The sequence below is a fragment of the Paenibacillus sp. J2L1-98 genome (genome assembly GCF_056269405.1).
Map to the genome: position 1 here is coordinate 93767 of NZ_JBWDNW010000018.1, position 20780 is coordinate 114546.

The following is a 20780-nucleotide window of genomic DNA, read 5'->3' on the forward strand; positions in this document are numbered from 1 at the left end:
AGGCCCGGTAATGAAAAGAGCTCCGGCAGCCATTTGGCTTCTGAGACAGCCTCTTTGATAGTTATTGGTGCTGCCTTCGCAGTCTAATCTCGAAATCTGCATAAAAAAACCGACGGTAACAGGTACCGTCGGCAAGCTAGCAGTCAATGTTGAGGTGAAATATTATGCGCGGATTTCGAATGCTGCTTCAGCTTTAGCTTCCGCTTCCGCAAGCATAAAGATGGTCAAAATAAACATCGCATGCGACCAGGTAAGCGGCACAACCCATGCCGTTTCGCCTGTGTGTTTATCCACCTGCTCAGGGAGCAGACCAGTCTCGGTACGGTGATCGAGCGCCCATTTCAGCAGCTGCTTCGCTTCGTCAACGCTTCCGGTTTGAATGCGGTAATGAGCGAGCCATAGCGTGGTGAGTATCCACGGATTGCCTCCAATATAGTTGTCATCCTCATAGCGCTTAATGCCGCCTACGCCCGGCACGGTCAATGCGGATTCCACAGCATCGGCTGTACGGCGCATATAGTCGTGATCCGCCGGAACGGCGCCGAAAGGAACGGCGATACCGAGCAAGCTGATATCGATTACGGCATCGTGGTCGAGCGTATATTTTTTGTAGCCTTTTATGCTTTCAGCGACATACCCGGTCGCGCCGGCTGCGATGGCTTGCTCGTACTTGCCGGAATGAACAGTTAAATCGACGCCGCGGTAGAAGCTTCCGCTTACCTCATTCCAGCAAAGCTCTTTAATCGCAGCTGAAATCCGCCCGGCAGCAGCCGTCCAATCGGCTGCCAGCTCAGGTCTGCCGATTAGCTCGGCAAAGCTGGCAGCAGCCGTTAAACCGCCGTATACAGCGGCAGAGGAGTAAGTATGCGATGCTTCGCGTTCTTCCCATAGGTCAATACTCGGCTTAGGCAAGCCTGTTTCCGCATGAAGGAAGCTCATGAGGAAAGAAGCGCCCTTCTCTACAGCAGGCCATACCTGCTCAGCGAAGCGGCTGTCCTTGTTCTCTAAATAATGCTGCCACATTCCCCACAAAATCGATGCGCCTTCATCAATTTGAAGTCCCCAGGACGGAGCCAGGCTGCCATCGTGATAATGGCGCTGCTGCCATGAGCCGTCCGGCGATTGCGCGGTAAGCGTCCATGCATAAAAGCTGTCGGACAGTGATCCAAGACCTGCTTTATCAAGCGCCGTCGTAATGAATGCGGCATCCCGGCCCCAACAGAACGAATATCCGCCGCAGCGGGCAAATTTTTCGTCGAATTCCGGAGCTGCAATAATGCTGCCGGTTTGCTCGTCGGCCATGAGCTTGAACATCAGCAGAGAGCGGTCGTACAAATCGGAAATGTCCGCATCTTCAAGCGGGCAAGGCGCGGCAGCTGCCAAAAACTCGTGCCAGTACGCCGTCGTTTCTGCGATCCATTCGGAGCTTGCTTTGCCTTTTGCAGTCCGCATTTGCTGCAATGCGCACTGCTCATCATGCCCTGCTGTAAGGTACACGGGGATCGTTACGGACGCTCCTGCTGCAAGCTCATCAATATGCCATTTTAAAGCGCCGTCCGGCCTCATATCGATGTTGTTGCCGTTCAATTCGCCATGCTGAACGGAGTCCCAATGGAGTCCTGCCTGATATCCAGTGCATACGTTTGCACTCGAAAGCGCAAAATAATATTTATGACGGAAATGAACCAAGGAATCGTCCGCAGCATTAAACAATGTCGTATTATACAGCTGATTTTCACTGACGAGGAAGGAAGAATGAACGATAAACGAGAATGAAACGGACTGTTCACTCACGTTCGTAAACGTATATTCACGAACGATAACATCCTGCCCGGGAACGGCAAGATGCAAGCTTTCTACTTGAACCGGCTGCTGTTCGGAACGGGCGCTAACATGAAAAATGTTGGTTTTTGCCACATATTGTGCCTCATGCTTCCAGCCGTCCGCTTGTTCATCAAACCAAGAAACGGGTGAGTGTCCCGTTTGAATACCGGTGCGGATGGCATCTACATGCTGCGGCAAATCGATATTCGGCCACCACAGGCGGTACATTTTACCTGTGCGGCCAAGCGATGCGAGAAACTTCGAATTGCCAATAATGGCGTCTACGAGAAACGGTTTTTTATTTGACATGTTGTTAACTCCTTTTGGATACGGTTAGTATTGAAGATTCGCGTACGATCAGCCTGTGCGGAATAATCATGCGGTTTTGATGCACGCTTCCTTCTTGAATGAATCGGATTAACATTTGCGAAGCGGTGTAGCCGAGCTGGTATGTTCCGATATCAATGGAGCTGATCGGGGGAGTGGCAAGCTCGGACAAAGCAATATTATTGAAGCTTACAATGCTTAGATCATCCGGTACTTTGTAGCCAAGCTCAGTCAGACCGCGCAATACACCGAATCCGACGACATCATCAATGACGACTAAGCCGCTTGGTCTCTCGGGTAGACTCATCATGAATGACATGGCGCGATAGCCGCTTTGCTGCAAAAACTCGCCCTCAACGATCCATTCCGGTCTTATCGGCAAGCCGGCTTCATTCATGGCTCTGCGGTAACCTTCCATCCGGTCATGGGCAACGGTCAGAGAAGGCGGTCCGCTAACGAAGCCGATTCTTTCATGGCCTTGAAGAATTAAATGCTGTGTTGCGTCATACGCGGCGGTCTCATTGTTATTGTCGACAGATAAAATATTAGGATGATCATCGGTGCGGCCAATTAATACGGTAGGGAATTCATGCTTGTTCAACAGATCGATCAAAGGGTCATTTACCCGGGAGGATAACAAAATAACGCCATCTACCCGTCGTCCGAATACGAGGCGGGATACCGTTTCGGTCTCATCGCTCGGCGAGGTGGCTGCCGTCAGCAGCATATCGTAGCCCGCCCGCGTCGATTGCGTCAGTATTCCGCGCAGCAATTCGCCGAAGAAGAAATCCTGAAACAGCTCTTCTGCAGGACGGGGCAGCATAATCGCAAGCGTTTGAGTCGTCTTTGAAACGAGACTTTTGGCCATTGCATTCGGATGGTAGCCCATTTCTTCCATGAACCGTTTAACCTTCTGCGTGGTAGCCTTACTGATTCGAGGGTGATTAGAGACGACCCTGGAAACCGTTGAAGGAGATACCCCGGCAGCTTTTGCAATATCTTTAATGGTTACCATATTAATTTGAGCCCCCAGTGCGCAATCATGTGTGCTTTATATGCTTCATCCTAATGCAACTGTTGTCTAAAAGTAAATATATATCTTAGGAAAGCGTTTCACAAATGTTGAAAAACTGAATACGAAAGAGAAAACCGATGAAAATCGAAGATAACATCGTCTTTCTTTCAAATATTGAACTGTGCAAACGTTTTAACAAAGCCCATCCCCTGTTGTATGATGAAATCACGAATAGAACGCTTTCAATTCCATCCCGCTAGCTTGAAAACGTGTAAAACGATAAAAAAATCTGATTGCACGGTATTTTTCAGCAACGCTTGTACAAACGTTTGCACTACTTATTTCCGATGCTTTTACGGGAGCATACCGATCAGGCTGATCAGGGTCTTGAAATGCCCCGGAAAGCATATTGTTTGTACAAAACCGGCATTTTATGAAATTTGGCTGATGGAATGTTTGGAAGCGCTATTCCGAAAAAGGCATGAAACACATTATGGAGGGGGATCACCTAGCATGAAAAAGTGGTTTGTAATGTCGTTAATCGCAGCCTTGTTTATCGTTTCCGCTTGCGGCGCGAACAACGGAGGCAAAACAGAGAATGCTGGCAAGGCTACGAATGCTCCAGCGAACAATACAGCGGGCAACGCGACTGAAGGCGCTGCCGAAGCAGAGGATATCGTTCCGGAAGAGGGCGCATCGCTGCTCGTATGGGAGAGTAAAGAAGAGCGTCCATTCGTTGAAGCCATCGCAAAGGAATTTACTGCAAAATACGGCATTGAAATTAAATTCGAGGAAATCGGCGCAGGCGATCAAGTTAACAAGCTGATCACAGATGGCCCTGCCGGCCTTGGCGCAGACGTTGTACTGTTCCCGCATGATAACCTTGGCAAAGCGGTAACAGCCGGATTGATTTTGCCGAATGATTTCTATGAAGAGCAATCCAAAAGCGCAAACTCGGAAATCGCTGTAAATGCGGTAACTTATGACGGCGTACTATATGGATATCCGCGTTCTGTTGAAACATACGCATTATTTTATAACAAAGCACTAGTCACTGAGGTTCCAAAAACGTTCGACGACATCGTTGCGTTTGCAAAAACGTACAACGACCCGAAAAATAACAAATACGCTCTGATGTGGGATGTAGGCAACTTCTACTTCAGCTATCCGTTTATCTCGACTGGCGGTTATGTGTACGGCGATAACGGTCAAAACAAAGATGATATCGGCCTTAACACGGAAGGCGCAATTAAAGGTCTTACTTACTACGGTTCTCTGAAAAACAAAATTTTGCCTTTGAACTCCGGCGATATCAACTACGATATTAAAAAAGGCTTGTTCACTGGCGGCACACTGGCCATGGATATTAACGGTCCTTGGACTATCGGCGACTACAGAAACGCAGGAATTGATTTCGGCGTAGCTCCATTGCCAAGCATCAACGGTCAACCAGCTTCTTCCTTCTCCGGCATTAAAGCTTGGTACGTGAACTCATTCTCGAAATACCCGAATGCAGCGCGTCTATTCTCGTACTATGCATCGACGAAAGAAGCGCAGCTGAAAGACTTTGAACTGACAGGCGCTATTCCTGCGAACATTGAAGCGGCAAACGATCCTTCCGTGCAAGGAAACGAAATCGTTAAAGGCTTCCTGGAGCAATTCAACCAATCGACGCCAATGCCGTCCATTCCTGAAATGGGCAACGTTTGGAGCCCGATCGGCGCAGCGTTCGCTGACGTCTGGAACTCCGGCAAGGATGCGAAAGAGGCGCTTGACAATGCCGTTCAACAAATTAAAGACGCTAACAACGGCGCAGCGGCAGCCAAATAATATCGTTTCATGAGGGTTCACCCGCCGGACCGGTTCGGCGGGTGAACCGATGTTTATAAGCCGTAACTATCCATACTGGAAGTGTCAAAATGTTTTTTTAGATGAAAGGAAGGGAGCCAGGCGGGATGAATCGTCATCGCAGCACCGCGGCTATATTGTCGTTACTCGTAATGGGTCTAGGCCAATTGTATAACCGCCAATTTATTAAAGGCTTAATTATGCTCGCTGTCGAAGCGGCAGCGCTTATGTATTTTGTTCCGAATATAGGAAGAGCCGTTTGGGGAGTTGTAACACTAGGGGAGAAAACGCAGGGGCTTGAGAAAATCGGGAGAATCAGTGTGGCCGTAAAAGGGGATCACTCGATCTTTCTCTTAATTAGCGGATTAATTACGTTAATCCTATTTTTGATTTTTGTCATTATCTATGTAATGAATATCCGCGATGCATACCGCAGCGGCAAGCAGAGAGACGAGGGGGTAGCGCCTGCAAGCTTCCGGCAAACGCTGGCTTATGTGACGGACCGCAATTTTCCGTACCTGATGCTGACGCTTCCGGCGCTAGGCGTATTGTTTCTAACGATCATGCCGATCATCTTCATGATCATGCTTGCTTTCACGAACTATGCGTCGCCTGATCATATTCCGCCGGCTAAGCTGGTTGACTGGGTAGGATTTCAAACGTTCGCTAACCTGCTGACGCTCAAAACATGGAGCCATACATTCGCAGGCGTATTTACTTGGACGATTATATGGGCGGTTATCGCAACCGTAACGACTTATTTCGGCGGCCTGCTTGTTGCGCTGTTAATTGAACAGAATGGCATTCGCTTCAAAAAGCTGTGGCGGACACTGTTCATTATACCGTATGCGATTCCGCAGCTTATTTCCTTACTTGTTATGAAAAATTTGTTTAACGGGCAGTTTGGGCCGATAAACCAATACTTAGGACACTTTGGCCTCGGCAAGCTGCCTTGGCTGACAGATCCGTTTTGGGCGAAGGTTACGGTTATTTTGGTTAATATGTGGATCGGTATCCCGGTATCGATGGTCCTCATTCTTGGCGTATTAACTGCTATTCCGAAAGACCTGTACGAGGCGGCAGACGTAGACGGAGCGACAGGCATCCAGAAGTTCAAGATCATTACGCTGCCATTCGTCTTGTTCTCGACCGCGCCGATTCTGATTACGCAGTTCGCCGGCAATATGAATAACTTTAACGTTATTTTCCTGCTTACGAACGGCGATCCGGTTAAAGGCGATTATCAATTTGCGGGGAGCACGGACTTGCTCGTAACCTGGCTGTATAAGCTGACGCTGAACAACAGCCAATTCAATATGGCATCTGCGATCGGCATCATCATATTCTTGATCGTGGCGTCGTTCTCCATTTACAACTACCGCCGCTCGCGGTCATTCAAAGAGGAGGATATGATTCAATGAAAATGGGCCGAAAAACCGCTAACGTTGTGCGTCTGACGCTTAGCTATCTCGTTCTGATCGCGATAGCCGTCTGCGCCGTCTATCCTGCTCTTTGGGTTCTGCTGTCATCGCTCCGTCCGGGCACGGCTCTATTTAGCGAGAGTCTAATCCCGGATACGTTTACGCTGGTTCATTACAAGGAATTGTTTACGAATCCAAGCTTCCGCTACGGCGTCTGGTACTTGAATACGTTGAAAATAGCGACGATGACGATGATTTTCTCAACCATTCTGGTCACGCTCAGTATGTACGCGTTATCACGCTTCCGCTTTCGGGGCCGCAAAATGACGTTAACGTTTATGCTTGTCCTCGGCATGTTTCCCGGCTTTATGAGCATGATCGCAATTTTCATTTTCTTGCTGCAGCTTAACTTGCTGGATACGCATGCCGCTCTTATTCTCGTTTATTCCGCTGGCGCTGTGCTTGGCGGGTTTGTCGTCAAAGGCTTTTACGATACGATCCCGCGCAGCCTGGATGAAGCGGCCCGCATCGACGGCGCTTCTCATTTACAAGTGTTCGTCAGGATCATGCTGCCGCTGTCGCGTCCGATGCTTACCTATGTGGCGCTGACGACATTTACTGGCTCATGGGTCGACTTTATTTTTGCCAGATTGGTGCTTCGCAGTAAAGAAAACTGGACGCTCGCAGTCGGTATGTGGGATCTTGTCAACTCTTACCAAAACAGCAACTTTACACTGTTCGCTGCAGGTGCGGTGCTGATTGCGATTCCGATTACGCTTCTGTTCGTCTTCCTGCAGCGCTTCCTTGTGCAAGGGCTGATGTCCGGAGCATCGAAAGGATAAGGAAATGAACGACAAAATGCTTCGTTTTGCCGGAGCCGTTCTGCTCTGCTTGCTGTTGCTGGCTATGCTGGCGTCTTACTTCTCAGACAAAGGAAATAAGGGAGAGAAGGCGGCTGTTTCACCTGCTTCAGAATCGACCGGTGCGGCGGCGGAGGAAGTGTCAGGCAGGGAGCCTGCCGCTGCTTCCTATACGGTAGATGAGCAGCCGGGCAAGGTATATTATGAAATATTCGTCCGTTCCTTCTATGATACGAATGGCGACGGAATCGGCGATTTGAACGGCGTTACCGCTAAGCTCGATTATTTGAAGGAGCTTGGCATTGGCGGCATTTGGCTCATGCCGATCAACGCTTCGCCCAGCTACCATGGCTACGATACGACCGATTATTATGCGGTTAATCCGGAGTACGGCACGCTGGATGATTTGAAGAAGCTGATGGAAGAAGCGCATAAGCGAGATATCAAAGTCATTATGGATCTCGTCGTCAATCATACGAGCAAAGAGCATCCTTGGTTTAAGGAAGCGTTAGCTGATGAGAAGAGTCCATACCGCAATTGGTATACCTTTGCGAAGTCCGATGAGCAGGTGAGAGCGGACGGCGCATTAGGCGGCGATCCTTGGCACAACTACGGCAGTTACAAATATTTGGGCGTTTTCTGGGAAGGCATGCCGGATCTGAATTTTGACGAGCCGAAGGTTCGCGTGGAAATGATTAAGATCGGGCAATTTTGGCTCGGGCAAGGTCTCGACGGCTTTCGTCTTGATGCAGCCAAGCATATTTACGGCGATTTCGCGTCGACGGCCAGTACGCCGGAGATTCAAGCGAAGAACAAGGCGTGGTGGCAGGAGTTCCGCGCGGGCATGAACGAAGTGAAGCCGGATGCCTATTTGATTGGAGAGGTATGGGATTCGCTGACCGTCATTGCGCCTTACTTCGATCATGCGTTCGACTCTGCGTTTCACTTTGATCTTGCAGGCCGATTGCTCAGCGCAGCGGGCGGAGAGCAAGATGCAGACCTCGCTTATTCGCTCGGCCGCGCTTACGGCGTTTACGAGAAGTCTTCCGGCGGGACATTTGTCGATGCGCCGTTCCTTAGTAACCACGACCAAAACCGCGTCATGACCGTATTAAACGGCAATATCGATCATGCCAAGATGGCTGCAGCTATGCTGCTTACGCTGCCGGGAACGCCTTACCTCTATTACGGCGAGGAGATAGGCATGAAGGGCGCAAAGCCGGATGAGTATATCCGCGAGCCGATGCTTTGGTATAGCGATCCAAGCGGCGGTGAAGGCCAGACGGTTTGGGAGAGCTCCCGCTATAATGCGGAGGCGGGTGCTGTATCTGTAGAGGTCCAGACGGCGGATAAACAGTCGATGCTCAGTCATTACCGCGAGCTTATCAAGTGGCGGAACGAGGAGCCTGCTTTGCGTGACGGGGGAATAGCGGAATTTAAGCTGGAGCCTGCTAACAAGAAGCTGAGCGCATATATTCGCGTCATTGCAAGTGAACGGGTGCTCGTCGTGCACAATTTATCGGGTGAACAGCAAGTATCCGATTTGCAGCCGTCCAAAACCTACGGTGTGTTCCAGGAGCTTATCCATGCGACAAGCGGCGGTGCGAAGCTGAACGGAAGCAAGCTGACACTGCCGGCGTACAGCACGGTTATTATTAAATAGAATCGGCAGAGGGAATCGCACAGCGGGTGCGGTTCCCTCTTTTTTGTCAACTATTATTCGCAGGTTAATGGTTCTCGGGAGGGATGCGTTTATCTTTAATAAATATTAAGATAATAAAAGACATTTATTGTAAATGTAAGAGAGGGATGTTGATATGAAGCGTATTTTGTCAGTGCTGATGGTGCTTTTCTTGGTGCTGTTCTTCGTAGGGACCGTATCTGCAGTGCCTGCGAATGAAGGTACGACAAACTCATATGGCCTTGCATTGCAAGCATTAAAAGGAAAAGACAGCGTAACCGATTTGTATGTCAAGATTACTCCTAAATCAAATGATAAGATCCCCCCGGACATACTCAAGAAAGTCCATCTTAAGTCCTACGATTTGGAAGGAAAACTCATCTATACCAAGAATCTCTTCAACGTTGCCGCTTCCCCTGAACTAACCGCTATAAAACTCAATGATGTTGAAAGATACCAATCGTTAGAAACAAGGATTCATGTGCAAAATGATCAGAAAGCGGACGAGGAAGTGTTAAGCGGAAAAACAAACGTCATGCTCAAACCGGACCTTGTTGTCGATGAGGTGCAAGCGACAGATAAGGTCAAAGTAAATGAACCATTCTCCGTAACCGCGAATATTAAAGAATTGAACGGAGATGTCGGCGCTAAAGCAAACGTGCAGATCCTTGATGGTTCCAATGTGCTTGATACCGCAGAAGGGTTAGTGGTGAATGCAGGGGGACAAGCACAAGCCGCTTTTACGCTCACTCTTGCCAAAGCCGGAACATACGCGCTTAAAGTGAACATTACCGGTGTGGAACCGGGGGATTATGCCGTCTCCAACAATGATACGACATTTACTATTGAAGCTGTTGAAAACATCAAACCCATGGAGTACCGTTCACATTACGAATACACATCGGATTATGAATACAACTGGAAAAACCAATACGATGAATTTCATCAAAAAGGCTCTTCGGAAACGTTCGGCGTTTATACCTTTACTCCTGATCAAATCAACCCGGAAGAAGTAAAACTGACACTGACCAGCGAAACGGGCAAGCAAAAGACAGCAAACGTGATTTTGTCTTATGAGGATACAAGGGACGGTTACACCTATTGGTCCGGATCTGATCCATCAACAAGCACTTCAGTGCGGGCTTATCAAAATTCAGAGGGCACTAATTTAGAAGTCTTTCAATATATTGATCATATAACCAGTTGGGATACGGGATCCGGGGATTACAATGAGATCAGCGATGAATATTTAGGAGCAAAACAAACTGTTTCGGTTCATTTAGACATTTTATCAACCAATGGTACCTATTACGGCAATAGCTATTCCATCGCTCTGACGCCGTTTTACAACACTTGGGATTATGTCGATTCTCGGGAGCCTGGCAAGGCAACGCGGGATTGGGGACAATACAACAGTTACTCCGGTTTAAGCGAAGGAGCAGCGTCTGCGTGGTAATGGCTCAACCCGGAACTGGAACGGCTATTGCGGCATCGGAATAACGGCGGTGCGAAGCTGGACGGAAGCAAGCTGACACTGCCGGCGTACAGCACGGTTATTATTAAATAGAATCGGCAGAGGGAATTGCACAGCGGGTGCGGTTCCCTCTTTTTGTTATGCGCGGGCGGAGCTATCCAATCACATATGGATAAGACGGTGCTTATACCGTGCGGAAGGAGCAGGCCTATTCCTTCCGGTAAGCGGTAGGCGATACGCCGGCCTGCTTCTTAAATGCTTTGGAGAACGAGAACAGGTCGGGATAGCCTACCGATTGTGCAATTTCCGCAAGCTTGTAATCCGTTTGCTTCATGAGCAGAACCGCTTCATCCATTCGCAGCTGCTGCACATATTTCATCGGCGATAAGCCGTAGGTTTTGTTGAATTGCTTGGAGAAATGGGTGCGGTCAATGCCAACGTAGTCTGCTACGCTTTCGATGGTGATGCCGTCCGCATAATGAATTTCGATGTAATCCTTTGCTCTCTGGAGCCAGCTCCCCGCCCGGGAAGGGGTTCCGCGCGTGATCTCATTCTTGGAAAGGACATCGAACAACTGATGGAAAATCGCCAGTCGCGACAAATCGGAATCGGATTTATGCTTATCCGTTGCCAATGTGAAGAAGCTCTCCATCAAAGCCATAGCCTCGTCAGTCAGTCCGCCCTCCAGATGCGGACGGTAGGGTCCAAGCCCGATGCGTTCCAGAAGCTGCAGCGCAAGCTTGCCGTCAAAGGCGAAAAATGTTTTTCGCAGCAATGCGTGCTCTGCCGTGTAATATTCATGCGTCACCTGCGGGAAGAGGCAGAAAAGGTCGTTTTTACGAAGCGAATACGTTTGACCGCCTTGGATGAAGGTGCCTTCTCCGTCTACGATCATTATCAAATAGTAGTACGGCGTAATTCTTGGCCCGATATGATAGCCCGGCTTCGCGATATTGGCGCCGAGTCTGATCGGCCATGCTGCTCCTGCTTTCTCGAAGGCAGACGGTGTGAAATAATGAATCTCCAGCTGCTCGTGGTGATCCTCTTTCATATTTTCAAACATGCTGTTCACCTCTTTTTGCCTATGCGCTAGGGGATTAGATCAAGAAGTATAGTTGTAATCTATATAATAACACCACAAAATGACAAATAACTCAAGCTACGAATTGACATTGACGCTAAGGGTAAATGCTTGCTATTATTCAAATAACAAATTAATCCGATAAATTTTGTCGGCTATCTACCGGTCAACTGGAGATACGACAGTAATCGCATCGTATGCGTTTGTTGTTGTATTTTTTTGAAAATAGAAATCTTTACTTCACGATAACGAAGCGTAAAGGAGACAGCGGAAATGAGCAAACGGGCAAAAGTAGAATTTGGATGGTTTATCCCGACAAATGGAGATGGCCGCTACATCGGTGTAAAGGCAGAACGGGAGCCGTCGCAGCAGTATTTTGTTGAAGTTGCGCAGGCGGCGGAGGAAGCGGGCTATGAATTCGCGCTCATTCCGGCTGGAGGGGATTGCTGGGACGGCTGGATCGTAGGCTCTTGGGTCGCGTCCGCAACGAAGAAGCTGAAGCCGCTTATTGCGATGAGGCCGGGGCTTATTTCTCCGGTATTGGCAGCGCGAATGGCGTCTACGCTGGACCGCATGTCAGGAGGGCGGGCGCTTATCAATGTCGTTACCGGGCACTATCCGGCCGATCTGAAGGCTACGGGAGATCCGCTGCACGGCAGCCACGATGAACGTTATGAACGGACGAAGGAATTTCTTGAGGTCGTGAAGGGTGTGTGGCAGCAGCCGGCGGATGAGGGACAAGGCTTTAACTTTGCCGGCAAACACTACGAGGTGGAAGGCGGCGTAAGCAAGCCAGCCCCGCTTCAAGAGCCGCATCCGCAGCTGTATTTTGGCGGAAGCTCGATCGCAGGCAAACGCGTAGCGGCTGAGACGGCTGATGTTTACTTAATGTGGACGGAGCCGCTTGATTGGATAAAAGGCCAAATCGCCGAGATGGAAACGTACTTGGCCGAATTGAAGGAAAAGAAGGGTATAGAAAGAGAGCTTCGCTACGGAATCAGGGCTCAGGTTGTCGTTCGGGAATCGGAGGAGGAGGCTTGGGCCGCTGCGTGGAACATTTTGAGCAAGGTTGATCCCGAGCTGCTGCAGGTGAAGGAAAAGCAGCATACGAAGACCGATGCGACAAACCAGAAGCGTCAGATGGACTTGTTCAGCGGATCGAAGGATCAGAATTATGTCATCGGGCCAAATCTGTGGTCGGGATTGTCGGCTATCCGCGGCGGAGGGGCTGTAACCTTCGTCGGTACGCCTGAGCAGGTATCCGACCGGTTGATCGAATTTATCGATGCAGGCGTAACCTCGTTTATTTTATCCGGTTACCCGCATCTGGAAGAGGCGAAAATCTCGGGCGGGCTGCTGCTGCCTCTCGTGAAGCAGAAGCTGGCCGCTAAAGCAGTAACGATTTAAACATTTGGAGGAATGAAAATGAAACGAATACGCAAACCGCAGTTGGCGCTGCTGGCACTAATTGTTCTATTAAGTGTTGTGCTTTCGGCCTGCGGGTCCGGCAATGCCGATACGGATACAAACGCAAACGGGAATAAGTCTGCTGAAGGAGCTGCCGGCAATAAAGCGGTCACCATCAGCTTCATTCACTGGCGCGGCGAGGATGCTGCTGTGCTTGACGGCATCATTAAGAAGTTTGAAGAAGAAAATAAAAACATCAAGGTAGAAACGCAGGTGTTTCCTTCCGATCAATATCAGTCTACCGTGCAAGCGAAGCTGCTTGACGGCTCCGTAGGGGATGTGTTCGCTTCATTCCCGGGCGCCCAGTTTGAAGCGATCGCGAAAGCGGGCTTGTTCACGGATTTGAGCGATGCGCCTTTCTTAGCGAACTTCACCCCTTCGCTGATCGAATCGGGGCAAAAGGACGGCAAGCAGCTTGCGCTTCCTTATCAGCTCGTCTACAACATTCCGGTTTATAACGTGAAGCTGTTTGAGAAATACGGCATTGAAGTGCCGAAGGACTGGGACGGATTCCTTGCGGCGGCTGAGAAGCTGAAGCAGGAGGGCATCGTGCCGATCGCATTCCCGGGTGCGGATATCGGACCAGGCCAATTCATGAACCCGATGGTGATGAATAACGCGCCGGATGAGGACATTTTCGTGAAGCTTGAAGAAGGCAAAGCCAAGCTGACGGACGAGTGGTGGGTTAAGACGCTCACCCAGTTCAAGGAGCTGAATGACAAGGGCTACTTCCAGAAGGATGCGCTTGGAACGAAGGGCGATGCGGCAGGCGTGCTGTTCGTCCAGGAGAAAGCGGCGATATTGGCGACAGGCTCTTACCAGCTTGTAGGCAACAAGAAAAACAATCCTGAGCTTCAGCAAGCTCTCCTTGCGCCTATTACAGTACCCGCTGATCAAGCCGTATTCGAAGGCATTCATACGACGACATTTATGCTGGCTGTGAACAGCAAATCGAAGCACCCGGAAGAAGCGAAGAAATTTATCGAATTTTTAAGCCGTACCGATATTGCAGGGGAATATGCGAATGGCACGGGGCAGAACGTGACGGTTAAAGATGTGTCTTATACAAGCGATGAGCTGAAGGCCGTAGCCGAATGGACAACGAAGAAGACACGATTCCAGCCGCGTTACACCATCAAAAATGCTGAGGTTCAAAAAGCGGTCACCAGCTCGATTCAAGCCGTATTAGGCGGAACGGAGCCGGCGAAGGCTGCGGCAGACGCGCAAGCGATCGTGGACCAGCAGATAGGAAAATAAACCGATGAAAAAGTATGCGAAGCTTTTACCGTTTTTTGTGCCCGGCATCGCGCTTTACCTCGCGCTATTCATTTATCCGACGGTAACGGGTTTTTATTACTCCTTAACGGACTGGGACGGCTTATCGCCGTCCTACCGGTTTATCGGTGCGGATAACTATGCGAACGTGGCCAAAGATATTATTTTTCACAAATCGCTTGTGAACAATCTGAAGTTTATGGTAGCTGTCGTCATTTTGCAGACGGCAGTCTCGCTGCTGCTGGCGCTTCAGCTATCGAAGCAGTCGAAAGTAAACGTGGCGCTCCGCTCGCTTTATTTTGTGCCAACGATTTTATCGTCGGTCTCGGTTGGATTTATTTGGACATTCGTTTATGATCCGTCACTGGGGCTGCTGAATGGGCTGTTGGAGGCCGCAGGGCTGTCTGCCTGGACACAAAACTGGCTTGGCGACACGGGCATCGCGATTTTCTCGGTCGCAGCTGTACAGGCGTGGGCGCACATCGGTCAGATGATCATTTTGTTCGTTGCGGGTCTGCAAGCCATACCGGAGGAGCTTGTCGAATCGGCCAAGCTGGATGGGGCTACAAGGCTGCAGCTGTTCTTCCGCGTCATATGGCCGCTCCTTGCGCCGGCTGCGGCGATTGTCGTGTCGTATACGACGATTCAATCGTTTAAGGCATTCGATCTCGTGTTTACGATGACCGGAGGCGGTCCGGCGTATTCCACCGAAATTTTATCGACTTACATTTATAACTCGGCATTCATGAACTATACGTTTGGCAAAGCTTCGACGGCATCCGTATATTTCCTCGCGCTCATTTCGTTTATTACGTTTCTTCAGTTCCGCGCGCTGCGGACGGATCGCGTATCCTATTAGTATGCAGGCAGGTGAATTCGATTGGCTCTAAAATGGTTAGGCAAAATGCTGCTGCTGCTCTTCGCGGCTGTTATTCTCGTTCCGCTGCTTATTGTGTTATTCACGTCATTAAAGACAGCGCCGCAGTTTTACGCGAATCCGCTGGGGCTGCCGGAGTCGCTGTCGTTCCACAACTTTAAAGCATTGTTTGACGGGCAGCCAATGTGGGCTTATTTTCGCAATAGTATAATCGTTACTTTGGCGACGGTCGCGCTTGAGCTGCTGCTCGCGGGCTTCATCGCCTACGGCATTATGCGTTCGGGCCGGAGAGTAGGCGCATCTGTGTTCGGCTTGTTCGCCATTGGGCTGATGGTGCCGTCGCAGGTGAATATGATCCCGATCTATGCGTTCGTCCATAAGCTTGGCTGGAGCAATTCTTTGACGGGACTGATCATCGTGTCCGCTTCTGTGCTGCTGCCGCTGTCCGTATTTATGCTATCGGGTTTTATGAAGACGCTGCCGAAGGAGATTTTGGAGGCGGGTGAAATCGACGGCGCAGGCGAAAGGACGCTGCTGCTGCGGATCGCGTTTCCGCTTAGCGCGCCATACCTCGCGGCAACGGCTGCTTTTTTGTTCGTCATCGTATGGAATGATCTGTTGTTCCCGATGCTGCTGCTGAACGGCAAAGACAAGCTGACACTGCCGCTGGCCATGCTGCAATTCCGCGGCGAATATATTACGGACTATCCGGTGCTTCTCGCTGGAGTCGTAGTAACGGCGCTGCCGATGATTGCCTTGTATGTTTTTCTCCAACGTTATTTCATATCCGGCGCGCTTGCGGGCTCATTGAAGGGATGACTGGAAACGCACCGGCTAATTGATATTTCGGATCTGCTTCATGCGGCTGTACGCTATGCTGCCGATAAGGAGCATGGCGGTGCCGCTTACTGTTATTATAATAGCCGGCCCATAGATGTCGGACAGGGTTGAGAAGATGGTTAACCCGATAGGGGGCGCCACGCTCGTTAGCGCACCGAGCAGTCCGAACACTCTGCCTTGCAGAGCAGGCTCGATGACTACCCGTAGAACGATAAAAATAATGGTCGTACTGAATGAGAACAGAAAGCCGACGAAAAAGATTAGCGGCAGGGCTGCCGCAGCGGTCGGCAGCTGAGCAATCGCAATGAATAACGGACCCATCAGGATCATGCTCACGATGATCCATTTTCCTCTGTTTTTTAACCGCCGGTCGAGCCGCATAATGAGGATGGAGCCGGCCACGTAGCCTAACGGGATACAGGCTTCCAGCATCCCGAATACGAAAGGCTCCGCCTTCCACACCTGAACCGCCATCACTTGAATAAGCATAAACGTAGACAGAAAGAAGAACATGACGAGCGGAAGCAGGATGACGGCGGCTCTGGCAAAAGGGTCGTTCCAAACGTAGCGGAAGCCGGTTAATAAATCTTGTTTAAATGAGGCTTGCGGCTTCGCGGCGTCCTTTTCTGCCGAATAAGGGAATTTGCCTGCAAACAGAAGAAGGATCGCGGACATCAGAAAAGTAAAAGCATCAATGGCTATTGCAAATACGCCTCCGAAGGCGGCGACCGCAATGCCCCCAAGCGCGAATCCCGAGATACGAGTCAAATTATCCGCAATACTAATGGCTCCTACAGCCCCGGTCAGCTGTTCCTTACCGACAATATCGACAAGCGAAGCTTGAAAGGCTGGCGTACGAAGCACACCAGCGAAAGCGACAAGACCGGTTAAAATGACGATAAAAATAAACGGCACGCTTGGCAAATAGATCAGAACAGCGATCGCAGCAACGAGTACAAAACGGATAAGATCGGTTGCCCACATTAATGTGCGGCGGTCTGTACGGTCCGCGATGGTGCCGGCGAATGACCCGAACAGCATGCTGATAACAAGGTGGGTGATGAGTACGACGGACATAAGCTTAGCGCTTCCGGTCGTTTGCAGCACCCAGAGGTTAAGGGCGATGCTGTGAAAGGTATTGCCAAGCAAGGATAAGCTGTAGCTGGTGAAGACGAACATAAACGAGCGGTTGCGCCAAATGGACAGTGCGCCGGAATTTTGCTGCCGGACGGCGGATGCAGAGGGCTCTGAATTTTTTTTCAGTTGAAGCATGGTGATTCCTCCTCATATTGTGAGACTTAAACGTTTAAGTTTATAAAATAAAAGGCAGAGTTGACTCTGCATCATTAAAGCCGCATGCTCCACGTTCCTCCGTCCGCAGCTCTTTTGCTGCTATACAAAGCACGATCATTTGCTATGGCTGGCTTTTACTTCAATATATTTATGTTCAGGACCATTCATGGGATTGTCAATAAGCTTCATCATCAGCTGAAAGGCTTCTTCGGACTTGCGGTTATCGTATTGTATCCGAGTCACTGCCGCCGGCAGGATGTCGGGGCAATCTGCAGTGCAAATAACGGTAAGCTTCGTTGCGTCAACATATTTGGCTGCGATCGCGCCGATAAACTCGTTGATCACAATGCCGGTTTTCTCCGCATGTCGTTCAAGAAAGCGCTCGAGCCGCTCTTCATCCTCCATCATGTGAAACAGGCTGGGATCAATGCCGATGCTGCTGCGAATAGACTGGATAAGCTCTGCATTGTTGAAGCTGTCAATAACGACGTAGCTCTGATTAAGCTGGGAGGAGGCTCCGGCCATTGCAAAAGCTTCTTCATAATCATAATTCACCTTATAAAACAGTAAATCCTCAATAATACTGTCAATGACGATAAGCGGCACACCAACTGAAAAATGGCTTGAGATCAGATGGAAATTTTCGCGCTTCACGTCTACTACAAATACGCCGTCCAGCTTTCGTTCCGATATAATGTCGAGCTTCGGATTAGCGGCATCAAGGCTGAACAGGACGACATGGTAGCCTCGATCCGTCAGAAGCCGCTCAAGCCGATTAATAAATGAAGCGTAGCGGAGCTGTTTCCAGAAGCCTTCGTGTTCACTTCTATTAATGAGGATGCCGATCAAGCCCGATTTTTGCTTCACCAGCGACCGGGCAGCCAGGTTCGGAACGTAGTTTAATTGTTTTGCCGCATCCAGCACCCGGCACTTCGTTTCATCCGGGATTGTCTGGTTTGCGACGTTGTTGAGCACGTAGCTAACCGTAGCGACAGACACACCGGAAGCCTTCGCGATATCCTTCAGTGTAGCTTTTTTTATAGGAATACAACTCCTTAAATGGTTGCCGGAGCAAATATATTTCGCAACATCTGCTCAGGCTGTGAATGTATGAGCTTAATGCTCGCTAAGGGGAAATTTATAGTTGATTATGCCTAGAAAACAAAAGCTTAATCGTTTAAGTCATTATGGCATGAACCATAAGCCGCTGTCTAGAGGCAGCTATAATAAATAATGGAGCAGCTATTCAACTAGGCGCCATGCAGCTCAGCTTTTTTGTTATTTTGCACATAGACCGAGGCCTCCGATGCCAACGGCAAGCCAACTAGACTGGCACCTAATTAAACCATAGCGAATAATTTGTTATAGCTTCGCTTTTCGAGAAATGAGGGATTTATATAAGACACAACAGTGATTACCTTGGAAGAGGCGCAAAAAGTGGAAAAGGTAAAGTCAATAATACGGCTGAGCCGGCTGTTAATGCCGATAATCTTCCGGATCTCATACAATTCTTTGGGCAGCTGCTCAGTACGGCCGGGGATATCATCAGTACTGCCGGGCAAGCTCTTGCACTAGAGCAGAACCAGATGGCTCAAATTCAGTCTCAAAAGGATCAACAAGAACAACAACGTGGACAGCAGCAAATGCAATTGCAGATAGAGCAGATGCAGAAACAAATCGCTCAATTACAAAAGCAGCTTAAAAATAAGTCCGTTTAATACTTATAAAAACAAAATCGGGTCTCTTAGAGGGATCCTCTACATAAGCGTGTCAAAGGGAATGCCGAGGATAGGTGTCTGAGTAAAGAAACAGCGGCCGAATAAGACGTGAAAAATAAAGTCTTATTCGGCCGCTGCTGTTTCGGCCTGTGATTGTACAAACGTTCTTCGTTAGTTCAACGTTTCTTTGCCAATTCAATAACCGATTGAATGAATGGTGCTTTCAGAAAACACCAATTATAACGGCATGAGCGTATTCCACCTAACTCCGATTAGCGCAGCGACTTGAATGCGGCGCGGAGTTCTGCTGTGAAAAGTTCTGGCTGCTCCCACGCCGCGAAGTGTCCGCCCTTGCCGAGCTTATTGTAATACATGAGTTTGGGATATGCCCGCTCTGCCCAACTCTTCGGTGCTTGATAGAGCTCGTCAGGAAAGACGCTCACGGCAACCGGGATGGAGACGCCCTTAACGGTGAAAAAGGGGTACTTGTTCTCCCAGTAGAGACGAGCCGAAGAAATCGCCGTGTTAGTCAGCCAATAGAGCGTGATGTTGTCGAGGACATCGTCTCGCGTAAGGCCTCCGGGGTGTCCGGCAAAGGCCTTCGAGATCAGCTCCAGACTACGCGCGTCATGGTCAATCATAAAGGCTGCCAAACCGACGGGCGAATCCGCCAGTCCGGTCAGCGTCTGCGGGCGCGTCCCCATTATTTGGGCGTAGCCGGTGTGCTTGTAGAAGAATTCCAGCTGCTTGTACGCGATCTTCTCGTCATCTGAGAGACCGGCGGGCGGCGGGCTGTCGCACTTGAGCGCCTTATCAATGTAGGCCGGAACCGTGCCAGGCATGTTGGAGTGAATGCCAACCAGTCCCGGAGGCGCCTGTACAGCCAGCAAATCCGTGACAACCGCACCCCAGTCGCCTCCCTGTGCCACATACTTTGTGTATCCAAGGCGCTTCATCAGCTCTGCCCAGGCACGTGCTATGTGGTCGGGATCCCAGCCGGTCGTGGTTGGCTTGCCCGAAAATCCATAGCCAGGCATCGATGGAATCACCAGATCGAAAGCGTCCGATGCCTTCCCGCCATATGCCGTGGGATTGGTAAGCGGCTCGATAATCTTCAGCAACTCGATGATCGAGCCGGGCCATCCGTGCGTGACGATGAGCGGCAAAGCACCTTTATGCTTCGAACGAACGTGAATGAAGTGAATGTCCAGACCGTCGATCTCGGTGATGAACTGCGGCAGGGCGTTCAGCTTCGTCTCGATCTTGCGCCAGTCGTAATCTGTCGCCCAATAGCGCGCGAGTTCCTGAATCGTCGCGAGCTGCACGCCTTGCGATTGATCCGAGACCGTTTCCTTATCAGGCCATATTGTCGTGTTTATGCGCCTGCGCAATTCAGTAAGTTCTGCTTCCGGAACATTCACATGAAACGGACGAATGGCGTTCTTGTCTGTAGGTAGCTGTTTTATCTCCTTTTGATTAGTTTTAGATTTTTGGAGATTTGCTTGCGGATTCCCGCCTTTAGCATTGGCATTAGTGCCGCAGACCGTCAATCCTAGGGACAGGACCAAAATCATTGCCAAACGAAACCAGTATCTGCTGCTCATAAGTAGTAACGCTCCATTCGGAAAGTTTTTTATGGATACCCTTCCGTTAGATTCCATCCGGAGTGAAATTATTATTCCATTTTTCGGAGTAATACTGAAGCACCCAACAGTCTAATACTTTATGATGATCCGCACAGCGGATTATATCGCCTGCCTGTGACAGAGGCCTCAACTT

General features: G+C 49.8%; 17 protein-coding genes. 11 read left to right on the forward strand and 6 right to left on the reverse strand.

Annotated features, from left to right (window positions below):
* Positions 1–162: 162 nt before the first annotated feature.
* Together AC0YNZ_RS24025 and AC0YNZ_RS24030 are read right to left on the reverse strand one after the other, a co-directional pair.
* A complete protein-coding gene (locus AC0YNZ_RS24025; protein WP_475829020.1) occupies positions 163–2133 on the reverse strand; it encodes a glycoside hydrolase family 15 protein in 1971 nt (656 codons plus the stop codon).
* 4 nt (positions 2134–2137) lie between these two features.
* Entirely contained in the window at positions 2138–3166 is a 1029-nt protein-coding gene (locus tag AC0YNZ_RS24030; RefSeq protein ID WP_475829021.1) for a LacI family DNA-binding transcriptional regulator, read from the reverse strand.
* 513 nt (positions 3167–3679) lie between these two features.
* Here AC0YNZ_RS24030 and AC0YNZ_RS24035 point away from each other — a divergent pair.
* From AC0YNZ_RS24035 to AC0YNZ_RS24060, 6 genes are all read left to right on the forward strand, one after another.
* Positions 3680–4996: a sugar ABC transporter substrate-binding protein gene (locus AC0YNZ_RS24035; RefSeq protein WP_475829022.1), complete on the forward strand. Its 1317-nt coding sequence runs from the start codon at positions 3680–3682 to the stop codon at positions 4994–4996.
* A 125-nt stretch (positions 4997–5121) separates the two neighbouring features.
* Positions 5122–6435, forward strand: a complete 1314-nt coding sequence (locus AC0YNZ_RS24040) for a carbohydrate ABC transporter permease (RefSeq protein ID WP_475829023.1) — start codon at positions 5122–5124, stop codon at positions 6433–6435.
* Between the two features lie 2 nt (positions 6436–6437).
* Positions 6438–7277 carry a sugar ABC transporter permease gene (locus tag AC0YNZ_RS24045; RefSeq protein ID WP_475829046.1) on the forward strand — a complete coding sequence of 280 codons (840 nt, stop codon included), beginning with the start codon at positions 6438–6440 and terminating at the stop codon, positions 7275–7277.
* A gap of 4 nt (positions 7278–7281) precedes the next feature.
* A complete protein-coding gene (locus AC0YNZ_RS24050; RefSeq protein WP_475829024.1) occupies positions 7282–8958 on the forward strand; it encodes an alpha-amylase family glycosyl hydrolase in 1677 nt (558 codons plus the stop codon).
* 154 nt (positions 8959–9112) lie between these two features.
* Positions 9113–10432: a hypothetical protein gene (locus AC0YNZ_RS24055; RefSeq protein WP_475829025.1), complete on the forward strand. Its 1320-nt coding sequence runs from the start codon at positions 9113–9115 to the stop codon at positions 10430–10432.
* A gap of 27 nt (positions 10433–10459) precedes the next feature.
* A complete protein-coding gene (locus AC0YNZ_RS24060; protein ID WP_475829047.1) occupies positions 10460–10543 on the forward strand; it encodes a hypothetical protein in 84 nt (27 codons plus the stop codon).
* Between the two features lie 115 nt (positions 10544–10658).
* Here the strand turns inward: AC0YNZ_RS24060 and AC0YNZ_RS24065 are convergent, their stop codons facing one another.
* Positions 10659–11513 carry a helix-turn-helix domain-containing protein gene (locus tag AC0YNZ_RS24065; RefSeq protein WP_475829026.1) on the reverse strand — a complete coding sequence of 285 codons (855 nt, stop codon included), beginning with the start codon at positions 11511–11513 and terminating at the stop codon, positions 10659–10661.
* 291 nt (positions 11514–11804) lie between these two features.
* Here AC0YNZ_RS24065 and AC0YNZ_RS24070 point away from each other — a divergent pair, with 291 nt between their 5' ends.
* Genes AC0YNZ_RS24070 through AC0YNZ_RS24085 form a run of 4 tightly spaced genes read left to right on the forward strand, consistent with a single transcriptional unit; the run spans position 11805 to position 15969 of the window.
* Positions 11805–12938, forward strand: coding sequence for an LLM class flavin-dependent oxidoreductase (locus AC0YNZ_RS24070; protein ID WP_475829027.1), 1134 nt, complete (start codon positions 11805–11807; stop codon positions 12936–12938).
* An 18-nt stretch (positions 12939–12956) separates the two neighbouring features.
* On the forward strand, positions 12957–14255 hold the full coding sequence (locus tag AC0YNZ_RS24075) for an ABC transporter substrate-binding protein (RefSeq protein ID WP_475829028.1): 1299 nt from the start codon (positions 12957–12959) through the stop codon (positions 14253–14255).
* Positions 14256–14259: 4 nt separating this feature from the next.
* The gene (locus tag AC0YNZ_RS24080; RefSeq protein ID WP_475829029.1) at positions 14260–15132 is read left to right on the forward strand and encodes a carbohydrate ABC transporter permease; all 873 of its coding nucleotides are present in this window, start codon (positions 14260–14262) and stop codon (positions 15130–15132) included.
* Between the two features lie 21 nt (positions 15133–15153).
* The gene (locus AC0YNZ_RS24085) at positions 15154–15969 is read left to right on the forward strand and encodes a carbohydrate ABC transporter permease (protein WP_110771308.1); all 816 of its coding nucleotides are present in this window, start codon (positions 15154–15156) and stop codon (positions 15967–15969) included.
* A 15-nt stretch (positions 15970–15984) separates the two neighbouring features.
* On the opposite strand, the gene AC0YNZ_RS24090 is transcribed toward AC0YNZ_RS24085, so the two are convergent.
* Both AC0YNZ_RS24090 and AC0YNZ_RS24095 read right to left on the reverse strand, forming a co-directional pair.
* Positions 15985–17262: an MFS transporter gene (locus AC0YNZ_RS24090; protein WP_475829030.1), complete on the reverse strand. Its 1278-nt coding sequence runs from the start codon at positions 17260–17262 to the stop codon at positions 15985–15987.
* A gap of 135 nt (positions 17263–17397) precedes the next feature.
* Positions 17398–18360, reverse strand: coding sequence for a LacI family DNA-binding transcriptional regulator (locus AC0YNZ_RS24095; RefSeq protein ID WP_475829048.1), 963 nt, complete (start codon positions 18358–18360; stop codon positions 17398–17400).
* Between the two features lie 509 nt (positions 18361–18869).
* Here AC0YNZ_RS24095 and AC0YNZ_RS24100 point away from each other — a divergent pair.
* A complete protein-coding gene (locus tag AC0YNZ_RS24100) occupies positions 18870–19001 on the forward strand; it encodes a hypothetical protein (protein WP_475829031.1) in 132 nt (43 codons plus the stop codon).
* Positions 19002–19273: 272 nt separating this feature from the next.
* Here the strand turns inward: AC0YNZ_RS24100 and AC0YNZ_RS24105 are convergent, their stop codons facing one another.
* Positions 19274–20605 carry an epoxide hydrolase family protein gene (locus AC0YNZ_RS24105; RefSeq protein WP_475829032.1) on the reverse strand — a complete coding sequence of 444 codons (1332 nt, stop codon included), beginning with the start codon at positions 20603–20605 and terminating at the stop codon, positions 19274–19276.
* Positions 20606–20780: the final 175 nt, after the last annotated feature.

Coding starts and splice junctions, on each gene's coding strand:
- AC0YNZ_RS24025 (WP_475829020.1), bottom strand. CDS start 2,133: ATGTCAAATAAAAAACCGTTTCTCGTAGACGCCATTATTGGCAATTCG.
- AC0YNZ_RS24030 (WP_475829021.1), bottom strand. CDS start 3,166: ATGGTAACCATTAAAGATATTGCAAAAGCTGCCGGGGTATCTCCTTCA.
- AC0YNZ_RS24035 (WP_475829022.1), top strand. CDS start 3,680: ATGAAAAAGTGGTTTGTAATGTCGTTAATCGCAGCCTTGTTTATCGTT.
- AC0YNZ_RS24040 (WP_475829023.1), top strand. CDS start 5,122: ATGAATCGTCATCGCAGCACCGCGGCTATATTGTCGTTACTCGTAATG.
- AC0YNZ_RS24045 (WP_475829046.1), top strand. CDS start 6,438: ATGGGCCGAAAAACCGCTAACGTTGTGCGTCTGACGCTTAGCTATCTC.
- AC0YNZ_RS24050 (WP_475829024.1), top strand. CDS start 7,282: ATGAACGACAAAATGCTTCGTTTTGCCGGAGCCGTTCTGCTCTGCTTG.
- AC0YNZ_RS24055 (WP_475829025.1), top strand. CDS start 9,113: ATGAAGCGTATTTTGTCAGTGCTGATGGTGCTTTTCTTGGTGCTGTTC.
- AC0YNZ_RS24065 (WP_475829026.1), bottom strand. CDS start 11,513: ATGTTTGAAAATATGAAAGAGGATCACCACGAGCAGCTGGAGATTCAT.
- AC0YNZ_RS24070 (WP_475829027.1), top strand. CDS start 11,805: ATGAGCAAACGGGCAAAAGTAGAATTTGGATGGTTTATCCCGACAAAT.
- AC0YNZ_RS24075 (WP_475829028.1), top strand. CDS start 12,957: ATGAAACGAATACGCAAACCGCAGTTGGCGCTGCTGGCACTAATTGTT.
- AC0YNZ_RS24080 (WP_475829029.1), top strand. CDS start 14,260: ATGAAAAAGTATGCGAAGCTTTTACCGTTTTTTGTGCCCGGCATCGCG.
- AC0YNZ_RS24090 (WP_475829030.1), bottom strand. CDS start 17,262: ATGCTTCAACTGAAAAAAAATTCAGAGCCCTCTGCATCCGCCGTCCGG.
- AC0YNZ_RS24100 (WP_475829031.1), top strand. CDS start 18,870: ATGGCTCAAATTCAGTCTCAAAAGGATCAACAAGAACAACAACGTGGA.
- AC0YNZ_RS24105 (WP_475829032.1), bottom strand. CDS start 20,605: ATGAGCAGCAGATACTGGTTTCGTTTGGCAATGATTTTGGTCCTGTCC.